12 protein-coding genes and 3 tRNA genes are annotated in these 17085 nt (G+C 43.0%); 13 read left to right on the forward strand and 2 right to left on the reverse strand.

The window, feature by feature from the left end:
- Positions 1-78: 78 nt before the first annotated feature.
- Both B3Q63_RS01675 and B3Q63_RS01680 read right to left on the reverse strand, forming a co-directional pair.
- Complete coding sequence (locus B3Q63_RS01675) at positions 79-573, reverse strand: RidA family protein (protein ID WP_296173012.1); 495 nt, start codon at positions 571-573, stop codon at positions 79-81.
- A gap of 74 nt (positions 574-647) precedes the next feature.
- The gene (locus B3Q63_RS01680) at positions 648-1433 is read right to left on the reverse strand and encodes a DUF4442 domain-containing protein (protein WP_296173014.1); all 786 of its coding nucleotides are present in this window, start codon (positions 1431-1433) and stop codon (positions 648-650) included.
- A gap of 461 nt (positions 1434-1894) precedes the next feature.
- Here B3Q63_RS01680 and B3Q63_RS01685 point away from each other — a divergent pair, with 461 nt between their 5' ends.
- From B3Q63_RS01685 to B3Q63_RS01745, 13 genes are all read left to right on the forward strand, one after another.
- The gene (locus B3Q63_RS01685) at positions 1895-3379 is read left to right on the forward strand and encodes an McrB family protein (RefSeq protein ID WP_296173016.1); all 1485 of its coding nucleotides are present in this window, start codon (positions 1895-1897) and stop codon (positions 3377-3379) included.
- An 18-nt stretch (positions 3380-3397) separates the two neighbouring features.
- Positions 3398-4981 carry an McrC family protein gene (locus tag B3Q63_RS01690; protein WP_296173018.1) on the forward strand — a complete coding sequence of 528 codons (1584 nt, stop codon included), beginning with the start codon at positions 3398-3400 and terminating at the stop codon, positions 4979-4981.
- A gap of 247 nt (positions 4982-5228) precedes the next feature.
- Positions 5229-5305, forward strand: a tRNA-Pro gene (locus B3Q63_RS01695).
- A gap of 93 nt (positions 5306-5398) precedes the next feature.
- Positions 5399-5475: transfer RNA gene (locus B3Q63_RS01700), tRNA-Arg, on the forward strand.
- 38 nt (positions 5476-5513) lie between these two features.
- A tRNA-His gene (locus B3Q63_RS01705) sits at positions 5514-5589 on the forward strand.
- A 624-nt stretch (positions 5590-6213) separates the two neighbouring features.
- Positions 6214-7155 (forward strand): AraC family transcriptional regulator, encoded by a 942-nt coding sequence (locus B3Q63_RS01710; protein WP_296173020.1) that lies wholly within the window; start codon positions 6214-6216, stop codon positions 7153-7155.
- Positions 7156-7495: 340 nt separating this feature from the next.
- Positions 7496-8677 (forward strand): hypothetical protein, encoded by a 1182-nt coding sequence (locus B3Q63_RS01715; protein ID WP_296173021.1) that lies wholly within the window; start codon positions 7496-7498, stop codon positions 8675-8677.
- Between the two features lie 79 nt (positions 8678-8756).
- On the forward strand, positions 8757-9959 hold the full coding sequence (gene gspF, locus B3Q63_RS01720) for a type II secretion system inner membrane protein GspF (protein WP_201562410.1): 1203 nt from the start codon (positions 8757-8759) through the stop codon (positions 9957-9959).
- 540 nt (positions 9960-10499) lie between these two features.
- The gene (gene gspG, locus B3Q63_RS01725; RefSeq protein WP_296173340.1) at positions 10500-10937 is read left to right on the forward strand and encodes a type II secretion system major pseudopilin GspG; all 438 of its coding nucleotides are present in this window, start codon (positions 10500-10502) and stop codon (positions 10935-10937) included.
- A gap of 364 nt (positions 10938-11301) precedes the next feature.
- The gene (locus tag B3Q63_RS01730) at positions 11302-11787 is read left to right on the forward strand and encodes a protein-disulfide reductase DsbD N-terminal domain-containing protein (protein WP_296173023.1); all 486 of its coding nucleotides are present in this window, start codon (positions 11302-11304) and stop codon (positions 11785-11787) included.
- 98 nt (positions 11788-11885) lie between these two features.
- Positions 11886-14090 carry a protein-disulfide reductase DsbD domain-containing protein gene (locus tag B3Q63_RS01735; protein ID WP_296173025.1) on the forward strand — a complete coding sequence of 735 codons (2205 nt, stop codon included), beginning with the start codon at positions 11886-11888 and terminating at the stop codon, positions 14088-14090.
- 378 nt (positions 14091-14468) lie between these two features.
- A complete protein-coding gene (locus B3Q63_RS01740) occupies positions 14469-15920 on the forward strand; it encodes a phospholipase A (protein ID WP_296173026.1) in 1452 nt (483 codons plus the stop codon).
- A 249-nt stretch (positions 15921-16169) separates the two neighbouring features.
- On the forward strand, positions 16170-16751 hold the full coding sequence (locus tag B3Q63_RS01745; protein ID WP_296173028.1) for a ComF family protein: 582 nt from the start codon (positions 16170-16172) through the stop codon (positions 16749-16751).
- The last annotated feature ends 334 nt before the right edge of the window (positions 16752-17085 follow it).

The raw sequence follows: 17085 nt of genomic DNA on the forward strand, positions 1-17085 counted from the left end.
ATTGAGTCAAAAGTCAGTGCAATTGGCTCAATAACCGCGTAATCAAAAAGTTAGTTTGGCTTATTTTAAATAGCGCTGCTATTTTGCGGCGATACATTCAACTTCAACGCTTGCGCCCGCTGCCAGCTCTGAAACGCCAAAGGCTGAGCGTACAGGGTAAGGCTTAGCCAACTCTGCTTTATAGACTTTATTAAAGTCATCAAAATCATCCATATCGGTCAGCATCGCCATACATTTGACGATGTCTGATTTTTGATAGCCGTACTTTAATAAGGTTTCATGGATATTATCGAGCGCTTGTTTGGCTTCCGCTTTTACGCCGCCTTTGACCAATTTGCCGTCTTTAAAACCAATCTGTCCTGACATATATAACGTATCGCCAACACGTACCGCTTCTGAAAATGGATAGTTGCCACCATCACCGAGAAAGACTGGGCTAGATTTGGTGACGGTTGCATTATTAGTCGTTGGCGCTGCATTGGCAGTAACCGCAAAGCCCAAGCCTAATAAACAGGCGCTAACCAGCACCGCTTTAGATAATTGAGTAGTCAGTTTATCAATATATATAGACATGCTTGTCTCCTTATTATTGTGGTATTTCTTAAATCCATTTTTTGGTAGCTATTTGCTTCTTTAACAAATTGAAATTAATTGCTCTCTAGCTCTTGCGTCGAGTGCTCGCTGCTCTCTTCACTTTCAGATTGCTCTATTTCAGGTTGTTTGTCTTCAGATGGTTGGTTTTTAGACGGCTCATCTTCAGTTTTTTTATTGTCAACTTGCTTATTCTCTAGCGCTTTAGCGGCTTTACCTTGACGACGCGCTTCTAGCTCAGATTTGGGTATCCAAGCCCAAGTCATCTCAACGACGATAGGGTCACGGTCGCTATCCGACTCACGGTCATGAATCACGCAAGGAATTACCATTTCACCCTTTGGCGTATTTAAAATATCCAAGCGCTGCTCGTCTGATAATGACGCCACGGCAGCAATCTGACCTTTTTTAATCGGACGATAAAAATTCACCGAATAAGACTTAATCAATAATACGCGGTCAGACGGTAGGTTTAAACCCAAAATGAACCCAGTGGCGGTTTCCGCAAGCAAGGTAATGGCAACGGCATGGACTGAGCCAATATGGTTTTGCACCGCTTTGGTATTATTTAAGCTGACCACCACTTGATTGGGGTCGACAGTCTCATAATAGATACCCGTTGTGCCCACGTACGGCACCACTTTACCAAAGGCTTTCGATAAAATGCTGGCGCGCGCACCCGCCGGTAAATATTTGGTGACTGATAGCAGCTTGGTAAATTGGTTGCTGATAGGTTTTAAGGTGCTATTTGGTTTTTCGACTGGCAATCTTGTGTTGTCAGCTACTTTGGCTGCTCGTTTATTGGTCAGCTTGGTAGGGAGTTTTTTTAATAATCCTGACATACAACATTCCTCAATTTGGAGTGGTTGAATCATATTAATTAACCAAGCTAGTTCATTAGACTAGCCAACTGGGTTAATTAACGGGTGGTTAGAAAATAAGCGCTAAATGAGAAAAGTAACCAGCTTTATCCTAGCAGCTATTTTAACGCTGGCGCATTTCTAACTTAGTAAATTTCTAACTATGGTACATTAAGTGCCGTATCGCTACTATTATTAACATGAACTACTGCGCTTATAAAATATGACTAACGTAACGATACCTTAAATGTTCGCAATAAATATTAGCAATAACATCGCTAAAAGTAAGGTTGCTAAAAATGGTACGACTGAAAAACAGCATCACTGAATGTTAGGTCATTTAATGCAAAAGAGCTACGTTATAATAGCTAGACTTTCACGTGGCTGAAATGCTGAAGTATCGTTGCCGTGATTTTTTAATACTGGATAAGGCTATGCCGGATATGTCTCCTCAAAAACCGACCAATATCATTTATACCGGCGTCGCTGGTACGGGTAAAACCTATCGCTTGCTACAAATCGCGCGGCAATATACCGATTATCTGCCAAGGATAAATGACAAGGATTTATTGGGGCAATTGCTGCAAGAATTAAGCTGGCGTGATGTTGTTTGTTTGATATTTTTGGATTTTAAGTCTAAAAAACAGGACTTGGTTAAGGTGCCGGAAATTGTCAGTCATGAGTTTTTTGTTGGCAAAGCGGCGCAAAATGCGCGTGATAAAAACTTAAGCAATACCGCTTGGTCTGTGCTGCAAATGCATACGCCTGCTAGCTCACAAACGGTGAGTTATAAAAATCGAGCCAGCCAAGCCTATTTTGATAAAGATAATAGCGGCGCATGGTATCTGCTCCCAGAAAGCATGGATTTGTTAAGTAACTTAGCGCAGCAATTGGCCGAGTTTCAACAAGCACAGCGCGAGAATAATAGCCAAAACCAAGAGTTTCGCCAACAGCGCTTTAGTATGGTCAGCTTCCATCAAGCCTATGGTTATGAAGAATTCGTCGAAGGTATCCGCCCGGTGATGGCGGCGACCAGTCCTGCAACGAATAGTTCGTCGCAAATGAGTTACACCATTCAAGACGGCGCATTTTTAAAATTGTGCCAACGCGCTGCTAATGACCCTGATCAGCGTTATGCGATGCTGATTGATGAGATCAATCGGGCTAACGTGTCACGTGTCTTTGGCGAGCTGTTAAGTTTGATTGAATCAGACAAACGTGCTGGCATGACAAATGCGATGACGGTCAATTTGGCTTATTCAGGGCGAACCTTTAGCGTTCCTGCCAACGTTGATATTTATGCCACCATGAACAGCCAAGACCATTCATTAGCGCCGCTTGATATGGCATTACGAAGGCGTTTTCGCTTTATTGACTGCCCGCCGCAGCCTAAATTATTGCCTATTCTTTATCTTAATCTCAATCAAGACTCAGAAGCAGTTAATTCAGTAACGCTTAATACAAAAACAGCTAATCCAGCAGAAAACCGTTATCCAACAGAAACCATTGATTTAGCGAAACTCTTAACGGGTTTAAATAATCGCATCGCGCAAACGCTTGGGGCAGAGGCGCAATTAGGTCATGCGTTTTTATGGTCAGTAGACAGTCTTGAGCAATTGCAAACGGCACTGATTGAACAAATCATTCCGCAATTGGCGCAAGCCGCGGCTGGACAAGTCACGATTTTGCAATATATCTTCCAAGATGAGCAGCAGCCGATAAGTGCGCAGTTTATACAAGATAGCCAAGCGCTCATCAATAATGATGCAGATAATCTGGTTAATCCAAATAGTCCGAATCAGCTGTTTGCAGGACAGCAGTCCTTTCTCGGTCAGTCTATAAGCAGTGGCAGTTATAAAATTAATGCAGATTTATTAGATAACAGCGCTGAGTTTACAAAGCCGTTTGTCTATCAGCGTTTATATTAATAAGGTTGCTAGCTAGTGATGAGTAGAGTATTACAGTCTGAGGGTAAAGCAATAGGTAGCAGCGCTAATGGTGCTAATAGCACTAATAGCGTCAATGCAACTACGACTGATACTCATATTATTACGGTGTTTGAACACCAACGTTTAACAGCACGTGATTTCATGCACGTAGCGGATTTTCACTGGTTAATGGCGCAAGAATATGCCGTTTTTAGTATTAAACGCCAGCAAGGACAATGGCAGCTAAAGGTTGGCCATTATATTGGTATTATTTTATTGCCAAGTGGTATGACACTTGAGATATTGCCCAAGTTGATGGCAAAAATGTCTACTAAGCAAAATCAGCAGCAACCATATGATTCAGCTAAATCTAGCGCTATCAATCAGACGCGCCAATGGGTGCAGGATATGTTGGCTGATTTAACCAATAGTAGCCAATCTAAAAGCAAGCTCCCTAATACAAAAAACTTAGATCAATTTAGCAATCAGTTAGCCGCGCTACCACTCACAGCACTGCCATTATCAGACTGGCTGATTGCGCAGTTTTTACAGCGTTTAGCTTATTATCGACCGACCAAGCACTATCAGACGCAAGTTCATAACCAAGCAGCGCTACAAGGTCGCTTGCTTATCAAAGAGCAATTACGCCACAATAGTATGCAACCGCATAAGTTCGTCTGTGAGAGCAGTGTGCTAAGCCAAGAGATGCTCAGTAATCGTTTGATTAAAAGCGCGCTGGTTTTACTTGCACCGTTATTTTCAGTATCACCGCCATCATTACAGCAGTGGCAACAAGTAGCAGTATTAAGTCGCTATGAGCTGCAGCGGCTTGAGCTGTTATATCAGCAAGCAAAACGCCAGTTAGCGCTGCAGCCTTTATCTCGGCAGCAATTACAAGCGGCGCAGCAGTTATTAGATTTGGCTTATTGGCTCTTGCAACAATCTGACGCCCATACCGGTAATGGTATTGATCCGAATCCATCAGTCGCTCTCAATCCCTCTCAACCACGCTTATGTTTATTGATTGATATGAATCAAGCGTTTGAGCAATGGGCAAGCCTGCGTATAGCGACAATGTTTCAGCAAACCAATTCGGCTTATAAGCCCTTATTTCAAACACAAAGCGTCTGGCTAAACGATGCAGAAGGGCAGGCATGTCTGTCTATTCGTCCAGATTTATTGATATATAAAGCAGCTGCTGACAAAGGTGCTTATTTCAATTTAGGTCAGAAGAAAAATCAGGATGATATAGAAGTCAGTGAGAGCGAGAGCGCAAGTGATTGTAGCTTAGGTAGCTATAGCCACGTGATTGATATGAAGTGGAAGCACCTAGCTCACGCCGGTGCGATTAGCGCCAATGACGCCTATCAGTTGACCAGTTATGCGCAGGCTTACCACGCAGAGCAAGTATGGTTGGTTTATCCGGTGCAAGATGATATCAGGCAACCCGTCGAGCTTAGACAACAAGCTTATAATGAGAGTACAGACTGTCGTAAAACACCTGACCAGCAGTCAAATCCCGCCCGATTATGGCTGATACCTTTTAATGTTATTACGGGAAAGATAAATGGTGGCTTGCTTCCAGACGTAAATGTAGTATAATGAGCGCTGTCGAAAACGACAGTATGTATTATGGTTGATAGAATCGACATTGCGTCAGCGCTATTTGTATTAAGATTTAAGGTTTTTTAAAAGAGTTTAACGATTCTTTGAAAATAATCAAAAATAAGTGTTGACACAACCGGCTTTAACCCTTAATATGTGCACCTCGATAGCAAGTAACATTAACAAGTTAGCGGTATTACCGATAATAAGTTAAAAAGCAAACTATCGTGATAATAGAAAATTTCGGAGTGTGGCGCAGTTTGGTAGCGCATCTGGTTTGGGACCAGAGGGTCGTAGGTTCGAATCCTATCACTCCGACCATCTATTTAAAGAGCCTTACAGGCTTTTTTTTATGTATAATGGTTTAGTTTCTGCTATGCTAAACTTACCAAGATATATAAAAGTCTTCTAAGAGCGCCTGTAGCTCAGTTGGATAGAGCATCTCCCTTCTAAGGAGGTGGCCGCAGGTTCGAATCCTGCCAGGCGCACCATTTAGCCTGTCAATCTTGCCTTTTTGGCAACAGTTATGGCGGTTGTAGCTCAGTTGGTAGAGCCCCGGGTTGTGATCTCGGTTGTCGTGGGTTCGAGTCCCATCAGTCGCCCCATATTTTATTCTGCATTACCTTCCTCACTACATTCAAAAAATATTAAAATAACTCTATTTGCCATTATTGGCATTTTTTCGTGCCTGTCTGTTTAATATTCATGCGTGCTCTCTAAGTTATGATGCTATGCAAACTATTCTGCTGTTTCAATTCTTATCAGTTATAAACTTCCTAGGCATTTAATTATCTAAGCGCCTGCTAGCCTTTTTTCGCTTTTTTTCTTATGATAGATGTCTTTGCTGACTTGCTAGGATTGTCAAATAATTGTTTGACAATCCTTCTTAAATCCAGCTGCTAAATCAAATTATTTGCTTGATGTTTTTAGACGTTTTTTTACTTCGACTTTATCAAACATAAAACTTCTATCGTCAGTTCAAAATAAAATTGATACGTTAATAGTGATGGGCGATGCGACGGGTATAAATTTCCTTACTTGCTGCTATCACAGCGGCCACGCAACACGCAACATTCAGCCCAATCGCACTGTATCGGTTTTAAAGTGAATCCTTTATAGAAAATAAAAATTGCACCTTGAATACTTTAAGAGATTTTGCAGTGATAAGCGCTTTGTCTCTTTTTTTAAATGTGATGGCTATTACGTACATATTACTGAGGAAGTGATGGATGGACGCACTGAGTGTGTTGCTACAAAATGTGCATTTATTCGAAACGAAATATTATCGTTTAAATGGCGTGGGTAATTGGTCTTATTCAATCACAAGACAAGATACGATTTTATTTTATTTGGTGATGTCGGGTGGTTTTGCTATCGATGTCGGCAATGGCCCGCGAGAAGTGCATGCCGGTGATATGATTATGGTTCCAAGTGCGCATAAGCATGTCAGTTACGCGCTAAATCATCATGGTGATAATGCTGCATCGTTAGATGCGTCATTGGCAAATTGTCAAAAACATACATTGGATATTCAAAATGAGGCTGACGGTGAACCCAATTCATCGCTGATACTGATTGAATGTAAGTACGATAAGGCGATGATTCGGCCTTTATTGTCCGTCTTGCCAGCGATATTGCCTGAAATCAGCGAAGAAGCTGATGGTCGGTTTGAAGTCATTGATGTCGAGATTCGGCTGCTGACGTTAGAGACTGAACACGAGCGTATGGGCAAAGCTGCGGTCATCAATCATTGGGCAAGTATTATGATGATTGAGTGCCTGCGGGTATATATTGAAAGTCTACCTGAAGCGACTGATAATTGGCTTATCGCTATGAAAGACCCATTTTTGACCAAAGCGCTGGTAGCGATGCATGAGTCGCCAAGCAAAAATTGGACGATTCATAAGCTCGCTGAGGTGGCAGGAATGTCACGTTCAAGCTTTGCGCAGCGTTTTAAAGAAGTGGTCGGCATACCACCATTGACCTATTTGATGGATTATCGCCTGCGCTTAGCCGCCCGTTATTTGCGGTTGCAGCAAAATAGTATTAGCCGTATCAGTGAATTGGTCGGTTACGCCTCAGATTCGACCTTTAGCCAAGCCTTTAAGCGTGTTTATGGTGTCTCGCCAAAAGCCTATCGCCAGCAGTATCAGCAGCAAACGCTTGCTTAGTCAGCTCTTAACTGTCGTGCATCTTTAAAAAGCGGTACGGCTATTTATGTGCCTGAGCGCTTTTTTTATTCAATACTCATTATTGATTGGATGTTTTTACTGCTTAACAGACCCTTTATCACTGAGTTTGATGCCTAGTATTTTGGTGATGGACAGCTGACAATGTACTGAGGTTCAGGTACTATAGAATCATGAGTTGCCCAAGACTAGATGTACTGATGCGCGTTGATGCGTTGATTTTTTAGCAGGTTATATCTCAATCTCATGGTATGACAGCCATGCGATGGTGATAGCTAATAGGACTTGGGTAATGTTGATTTTTTGCAGCTGATGGTATTTTATGACTGAACCGACCGCTAAACCAACCGTAACCTTAAATGATTCTCAAGGCGCTACTATGCCTACTAATCATACAAACGACGTTAATAAAAAAAGCGTTAATCAAAAAGACGTTAAAAGTAAGGTAAAAAACAATCAGCGAACGGTAAAAAATAAGCAAAAAGGTCAAGTGACGGCTGCGCTTGATAAAGCGGCATTATTGGCATTATTTACTTTGCCAAATGCTGAGCATAACTCTGACGAATTATCAGTCGAAAATCTAGCAGCTGAAAAATTGGCAACTAAACAATTACCGCTTGAACAAGCTGGCGTGAATAGTGACAACGAAATATCTACTAGTCAAATATCTACTAACCAACTAGCTGCCCATCAAACCCTAAGCACTGCCAACACAGAGACCAATGTCGCCGCTCAGCGCGTGGCGCTTTATCGTGCGCAGCATGAGCGTACGCGCCAACTTTATATGGCGTCTGCTGCGACCCGTCCTACTTATTTGGTGCAAACGCTAAAAACACAGTTTGCAGAATATCAGCAATATTTACTGGCGCAGCAGCTGGATAAACGTGGTCTGATGGATACCGATGGGCTAGAGCGCCTATGGCAGCAGCTGCATGTGGTCGATGATATTATCGAAGATATTGTGCGTCATATGCCCGCGCAGCAGCCTGCCGGTTGGCAGTTAACGACGCAAGATGGGCACAATCCATTACGCTTTGCTACCATCGGTAAGCTCAAACATGGCAAGCCTATTTTAGATCAAGGCAGTTTAAACAGCTATGTCCTCGGGCACTTTGGGGTTAGCAGCTTTACTTATGACCGCGGTTATTATATTGGTCATGTGGTTGGTTACTTATTTAGCTGTTACTTCTGTGCCCATTTGTCTATCAGTTATGGGGTTACAACGCTAGGTCCGCAGGTTGTGAGCGACTATGAATATGCCAGTTTAGAGACGCCGCATATGGTGCGACTGCTGCAAGGCCTGGATGGTTATTGCAAAAAGCGTATTTATCAATTGGCGGTTATTTGTGCACGATTAAGCGTATTTGCCAGTGACAAGCGTATCGAGAGAATGCTGATTGCTGAGGTCAATGATTTTGATAAAAAGCTGCAGCAACAGCATTTAGATGTTTTATTATTGCAAGGCTTGATGCCGGATAGTAGTGATTCTACGCCGCTTTTCTAAGATATTAATTCTCTATCATTTACGTTAAAACGTCGATTTATCACCCTTTTTAACTGACCTCCTTAGGATATTCGCTGCTATGCCCGCTTATCATTATAAAGCGTTAGACGACCATGGCAGTGTCCAAAAAGGCTTACTTGAAGGCGATTCTGCGCGGCAAGTGCGCCAGCAGCTGCGTGATAAACAATGGACGCCCGTTGAAGTCACCGCTGTCAATGATAGACAAAGCCAAAGTAAAAACCGCTATAAAAAACCGTCTGCTTATGAGTTGGCATTGCTGACCCGTCAATTATCAGTCTTACTTGCCGCCGGTATTCCTTTAGAGGAAACGCTTGCTGCGGTTGCCAAACAATCGCCAAAAACTCACATCAAATCACTTATGCTTGCGGTGCGCTCGCATGTGCTAGAAGGTTTAAGCTTAGCGCGTGCGTTGCAACAAGCGGCCAGTTTTCCGCCGCTTTATATTGCCACCATTGCGGCAGGGGAAAAATCTGGCCACTTAGATTTAATTCTAAACCAATTAGCAGATTACACCGAAAACCGTTTTGCCCTACAAAAGAAAATCCAAGGGGCGATGGTCTATCCGATTGTGCTGATGGTGATGGCAGTCGGGGTGATTATGGGGCTGATGAGCTTTGTGGTGCCCAAAATTGTCAAAGTGTTTGAGCAATCCGAGCAAGCGCTACCGCTGATTACCCAAATTGTCCTGAGCTTATCAAATATCATTACCCAGTGGTGGTGGTTGATGCTTTTGGTATTGGCAGGAGCGGCGTTTTTGTTTTATCGCTTTGCCCAAACCCAAGCGGGTAAATTAGCGATAGACAGCATTGTGCTCAGACTACCGATATTAGCGCGCTTATCAAAAGGGCTTAATGCCGCACGCTTTGCCAGTACGCTTGCGATATTGGTGCGCTCAGGTGTGCCGCTGATTGAAGCTTTACATATTGGCGCGGCGGTCACCACCAACTTACACATTCAAAAAACCATTATCACCGCAGCTGATAGGGTGACAGAAGGCTCAAGCTTATCAAGTCAATTAGACAAGTCCAGCTACTTTCCACCAATGATGGTACAAATGATTAAAAGTGGTGAAAATTCAGGCGAGCTTGAAAACATGCTCAGCCGCGCGGCTAATATGCAAGAAGCGGAAGCGACCAACTTTATCAGCACCTTACTGTCGTTACTTGAGCCGTTGATGCTAGTGCTCATGGGCGTGGTGGTGATGATTATTGTGATGGCGGTGATGCTGCCGATTGTGAATATGAATGACTTGGCAGGCTAGTAAACACTGTTTCTTATATATCTAAATCGCTTGGACTTACTTGATTTACTTCTATCCGACTTAAACTTTCCTTTTATCTACCTTACTAAATCCTGCGCTAGCTTTCTTAAGCTTTGCTCACTGTTGTACATTGTTGAAGACGGGGGCTATATACTTCAGTCCGCTTAGGCAGTGGGTTATAGTAGCTAGCGTCAATCCGCTTTGACTTTCACTTTGTATTCTAAAGGTTTTATATTATTTATTATCTGCTCATATGAGATTTGCCGCTTTTGTCAGGTTTACATGGGCAAAATCAGTAACTGTGAGGATAATCTAATCGCAGCGCTGGATAAAAATAAAAGCATGGTCTATAGTGATAATCGATTCAATATTCATTAAGACCACGCTAATATTACCTGAGCGCTCCTGACCACTTATATAACTGTGACGATAAAAGCGATGATTATGACTAAAAAAAACCAAGTAAATATAATGCCGCAGACTGTTATTGATAACGCTCAAACACCTGACGCTATTATGAATGATGATAGCAAAACGACGATGCGCGGCCATCAGCCAATGCGTAATAGCCAGTCTGGATTTACCCTCATTGAGATTATGGTGGTGATTGTGATTTTGGCTATCCTTGCAGGTTTGGTGGTGCCAAAAGTGGTCGGGCAAAGTGATAAGGCTCGCGTCAAAACCACTGAAACGGCGCTTGCTACGGTATCCAATGCCCTTGATATGTACAAGGTTGATAATTCACGTTATCCAACCACTGCCCAAGGTCTAGAAGCACTGACCACGCCGCCCGCTGATGCGAAAAACTATCCTGATGGTGGTTATATAAAAGGTGGTTATCCGACCGATGGTTGGGAAAATGAGATGCAGTATGTGGCGCCGGGTAGTGAAGGTCGACCTTATGATCTATTTTCGTTGGGTGCAGATGGGCAGCAGGGCGGTGAAGGGCAGGATGCGGATATTTATGCTCAGTTATAAGGCTATCCTGAAGCATTATTAGAAAAAAACTCAGTTATTTGCTAATAATTGAGTTTTTATAGGTTAAGACCGTATTAATACTCTCTAAATATCAACCAATAAGGTCTTATTGGTTGATATTTTTTATTAAAACTAAAATAAGTGTCAGTACAGATTATAAGCAGCAATATCATTACTGTATGCTCTGATATTCATACTATCGCCAAAACAGTCAGGGTTTAATCAGCGCTTATTGCAAGCGGTTATAACAAGCGATCATTAAAGTCCGTCATCAGAGGTATTATTTATGTCTATAAAAACAGCAACTTTAACTGTTATTAATAAACGCGTTTCTCGAAAATCTCACCTATTAGCGCTTGCTCTTATGAGCAGCTCATTGCTGACAGGATTATCAATGACGTCGATGAGCGCGCAAGCAGCAGGACTAGGTGAGCTGTTTGGCAATAATAATGCAGCGCAATCGAAGTTTTTGCCGGTTGATAAAGCCTTTCAAGTGGGCAGTATAACCAAAGCGACCTCTAAAGGTACGCAGTTATCGATTACTTTTGATATCACGCCCGGGCATTACGTTTATAAAGACAAGCTTACTGTCAGTTTTCCTAAGGGCATCAGTGCCACGCCACTTAGCTTCAGTCAGTCGACAGTGTCTATTGATGATCCAACCTTTGGTAAGGTGCCTGTCTTTACGCAAAAAAATATGGTCGCAACCACCACGCTGACCACCAATAATGGCAAAGGCGCCAAAAATGTACCGGTGATCATTGGCTGGCAAGGCTGCTCTAAAGCGGGGCTATGCTATCCGCCAGAGAAAATCAAAACCACGGTAAATATTGCTACGGTACGTAAATAAATAATCCCGTCAGCAAATAATCACGTAAATAGATAGCGCTTCAATTCAAGCAAGCATAGGTAATACATAGCATATTAGTCATCAATAGGTAGCGTTTCATGTCCATTAAGACAGCAGAAAAAACTTCATCGCGAGCAACGATTCGTGCTTCCAAAAAGTCGTATCTCTTAGCATTTACTATCGCCAGTGGCTCGTTATTTACCGGTCTTTTACCGACGGGGCTGACTGCGCTAGTCGCTACTGGAGTGAGCGCGACCTCCATGTCTACGCAAGCGGCAGGACTGGGTGATTTATTCGGTAATAAAAGCGCTGCCCAACCGAAGTTTTTGTCAGTTGATCAGGCTTTTCAGGTCAGCACTAGTAGCAAACCTGCCAATAATGGCACCCGCTTAGCGATTAATTTTGACATCACGCCTGAGCATTATGTTTATAAAGACAAGATTAAACTGACCCTGCCAGCGGGCGTTACTGCTGCGCCTTTTACCTTTAGCCAAAAGCCAATTTCAATCGATGATCCAACTTTCGGGCGCGTACCGGTATTTGATCAAACCAATATGGTTGCCAGCACCATTTTGACCAATAGTAATGGCAAGAGCTTAGATAATGCTGCTGTAACGATTGGTTGGCAAGGCTGCGCCAAAGCAGGGCTGTGCTATCCACCTGAAAAAATCAACACCACGGTTAATATTGCTGCCGCGCCGCCAAATTCTGCAGCAAATAGCGCCAGTACTTCCGCTACAAATTCTACAACGAATGATAGCGTTGCAGACAGTGCTCAGTTATCTACAACTGCAACTGAGGCTAATAATGCTGCTGTAGAGCAAAACTCGTCAGATGATGAAGTGATTGATTATGCCTTGCTAGATGATGAAACTTTAGAGGCAGAGCTTGGTGCTAGCAATACCATTTCTGGTGCCGATGAACAGGTGGTAGGTGGCAATGTCACAAGTGAGGCTACAGACAATGGCGCTGCAATAAATAATGCTGCTGCAACAGACAAAAATACAGTAACTGGCAATAATGCGGTCGATAGCGATCCTTTTGGCTTGGCTTCTCATCCGTGGTTAGCATTAGTATTATTATTTTTGGCAGGGTTAGGCTTGGCATTGACACCATGCGTGTTGCCGATGCTACCGATTGTCGCCAATATCGTTGCTCGCGAAGATAACCCAACGGTGAAACGCGGTGTTATTTTGACCAGCAGTTATGCTATTGGTGTCGCAACGGCTTATGGTATTTTGGGTGCGGTCATCGCTGTGTTTGGCGAATCCTTAGGTATTATTGGTTGGCTGCAAAACCCTATTATCTTGATTAGCTTTGCCATTGTCTTTGTCCTACTGGCGTTATATATGCTAGGTGTGTTTAGCATTCGTCTGCCAAGTTTTATTAGCCGTAAAATGCAAGGCTTAAGCCAGGCAGGGGATAGTAAACTTGGTAGTACGGGCGGTAGTTTAATCGCCGGTTTTTTATCCGCTTTAGTGGTATCGCCGTGTGTTTCTGCGCCATTATTTGGTGCGCTACTTGCAGTATCGACGATTGGTAGTCCGCTACTTGGGTTTGCCGCCTTATTCATGCTGGGTTTTGGTTTATCAGCACCGCTTATCTTAATCGGTGCCACCCAAGGTAAAATCATGCCCAAAGCTGGCGAGTGGATGAATTGGGTTAAGCAAGGTTTTGCTTTATTGCTTTTTGCCGTTGCACTGTTATTGATTGAGCGCGTCTTTATCTCGCCTGTGATGCTGATGGTGTGGGCACTATGGTTTATGGTCGTGGCAATGTGGGCGTGGAGCTGGTTGGGTAAAGGTCGTATGCTGACCCAAGCACTAGGGCTGATTGCCGGTATTTGGGCGGCTTGTTTAATCATTGGTGCCGCATTGGGCAATGATGATAGCTTACATCCGCTGGCGTCATTGAGCGCCGCGCCGATGATGCAAACGACGTCAGGTCAGCCACTGGCCAATAATAACGCGACAGACGAACATATCACCACCCTTGCCGAGCTCTATACAATTATCGCCGCCAACCCCAAAGTTATTGTCGATTTGACCGCTGACTGGTGTGTTGAATGCCGGATTATGGATAAGAATTTATTTCATAATCGTCCAGCGCAGATGCAAGATTGGCAGTTGGTACGACTTGATATCACAGAAACCACAGCCGATTCTAAAGCAATCTTAGCGCGTTATAAATTATTTGGTCCGCCAGCATTGCTGTATTATCAAGATGGTCAATTGACCAATCAGCAAGTTGGTGAGATTGGTCGCTCAGAGTTTGAACAAACCTTAATGGCACTAAACCAATAACGCCATTTAGATAAGTCTTTCTTTATTCTTAATAGAAAAAAGCCAACGTCCTTTAATAATAGGGCGTTGGCTTTTTTACTTTTATTAAATAGCGTGTTTAGTTTATGCGCTAAAGTCTTGGTTTCGCGGCACTTATTCTTATTTAGCTTATTATTTATACTGGTATTATGCAGCGATAACGCTAGTATAGTACACATATTTTCATTACAATAAAGCAACATTGCCGAAGGAGCATTACCTTACGTAATGGCTGCCTTTTATGTCCCAATTTATTGATTTTCTTTTAGTTCTTATTCTATTTTAGCGTTAATGCTAATGGCTATATTAATTATCTCATATACTCTGCTGACGATGGTGTCAGTTAGATAAAGGACACTTATGCTTTTCCATATTACTCCGCAGCGCACCTCTTTGCCATTTATTAAAGCGCGAAAAAACACCAACTCTCAGATGCCTAAACGCTATTTAACGATAGCGGTTGGTATGGCGCTCACTTGTTTTACGCTGCAAGGCCATGCGGCAAATGGCGGTGAGATTTATGAGGATTTGCCTGTAGAGGATATCGCATTTGAGGCTGAATTGGATAAGTCCTCGAAAAGTGTCAATAAGCGCGTCGTAAATCCGAATGCTGCCACGCAAAGCGATAAAGTCATAAGCAAAGATTTCGTCGCTCAGCAAGCACGATTGTTTTATGAATGTACCCAAGTTCAGACCAGTGCTGCCCGTTTAGCCTGCTTTGATAAAGTGGCGGAAGAAGGCAAAAAGCCAAGCTATACCACCACTAAGCAGCCAGTAGATTTGGCAAAAACCTTTCAAAGCACGCTTGCCGGTAATCCACAAGTTGTCCTTGTAGAAGAAAATAGCACCGTCATGACGAATGGCAATGCGGTAGCCAATGGGGCGGCAGACAGTCAGCCTGCGGATACAGAAACCTTAGACACCGTTGGACTGACGCAAAGAGAAGCTGAGGTATTAGAAAGCGTGGGTGTCACACAAACGGACATCGAAAAATTCACCCCACTAAGTTTATCTTATGATTTGGATAAAAACAGTGAGCGCGGGAAGTGGACCGCTAGACCGTACCGACCGACCTATATACTACCAATATTTTATACCTTTGATCCCAATTTAGGCCCAAATACACCATCGCAACCTGCAGAGCCTTTGACGTCTAACGACACGCGTAACACTGAGTTAAAATTCCAGCTGTCTTTAAAGACCAAAGTAATGGAAGATTTGTTCGATACCAGTGCGGATTTGTGGTTTGGTTATACCCAAGAGTCGCATTGGCAAGTTTATAATGAAGACAACTCGCGACCATTTCGTGCGACCGACTATCAGCCTGAGATATTTTTGACTCAGCCAGTATCAGCCGACTTGCCTTTTGGTGGTCGTTTACGCATGTTGGGCGCGGGGGCAATTCACCACTCTAATGGGCAAGATGATCCCTTATCACGCTCGTGGAATCGTGCGTATCTCATGGCAGGGGCAGAGTGGGGCAAGCTATCGGTTATACCGCGTCTATGGGCTCGCGTTAATAACGAGAGCTCTAGCAGTGAAGACAATCCAGATATCGAGGATTACATGGGTTATGGTGATATCAAATTCTTATATGATTTGCCTGCGCAACAGAGTATCAGCGGTACCTTGCGCTATAACCCAAGCACCAATAAAGGCGCGGCGCAAGTCGATTATGTCTACCCATTAAGCAAAAACGTTAATGCCTATGTACAGCTATTCCAAGGTTATGGCGAGTCCATTATTGATTATAACCATGAAAATACTTCTATTGGTTTTGGGATCATGCTCAACGACTGGAAAGGTTTCTAATATAAGCGCGTCTATAGGCATCGTCCGATGCGCCATTTAGCGCCTTATCAAAGCGGACTATGGCTGGCAGAGTATGGAGACATACGCTGCCAGTTATGCCGTATTTATCGCAGTACGCCGCAATTATAACACCTACCAACTCATTCCTCATCAAGTCCGCTAAATAAATATTCATTCTTTACCAAACTGCGCCAGCAGGTTAATGACCGTTTTAATAGCGGCTTGCTCTGCTCATATTGTCATCACAGTATGGCATGGCTACCCAAACCCTTTGAGGTTGATATCGCTGTGGGCACTGTTCTCTCTATTCAAGCAGCGACCTATTACGATTATCCAATACGACAGGCGATTCGTGCTTTTAAGCATCATGAAGATATGACCAAGTTGCCGTTATTGCTACATGTATTGCGTCAATTGCCTAGGCCGCACGGCTGCCATCAGGATAATAGTGTCATTGTTGCGATGCCAACGACGGAACAACGTTTAGTTAAACGAGGTTTTGACCCGGTCAGTATTTTAGTCGCGCAATTGTCTAAGCATTGGCACATTCCACTTTGGCAAGGCGTAAAACGTATCGATGATACTATCAGTCAACAAGGGCTGACACGTGCCGAGCGCTTAACCAACTTAGAAAATGCCTTTGCTTTAAGCGAAAATCCTCCGGTTAAACGCTTATTATTATTTGATGATGTCGCCACTACAGGTGCTAGCCTACAAGCATTAGGTCATGCTTTAAGCGGTCAGTCTACCGGCTTATCGGTCATTAATTCTAAGAACTCTAATCAATATCACCTATCAGCCTATGCGTTAGCGCACGGCAGTCAATTGTAAAATCTGTTTCTATCAAAAAATTGTTTCTATTCATTTATAATAACTATTATGTTGCTAATATGTTGCCTTAACGTTATATTATTGACACATTTTACCTACATATTTCGATTTTTATCGTTTAAATAAAATGCCATGACTATGGTTCACGTTTTAAACGCTTAAATCAAAAAATACATTGAACAAAAGTATCGTTACTGTATGACGATTGTTTCTATTGGAACAAAAATTGCATATATTTTAATGGATATAGTTAAAAAAATAATAAGCTGAGAGTAGGCTTTAGAAGGGCTAGGTACGGTAATTATTACTATGACAGACCTAGGATTTATCAAAG

This window comes from Psychrobacter sp. UBA2769 (assembly GCF_002352555.1).
GTDB classification, from domain to species: domain Bacteria; phylum Pseudomonadota; class Gammaproteobacteria; order Pseudomonadales; family Moraxellaceae; genus Psychrobacter; species Psychrobacter maritimus.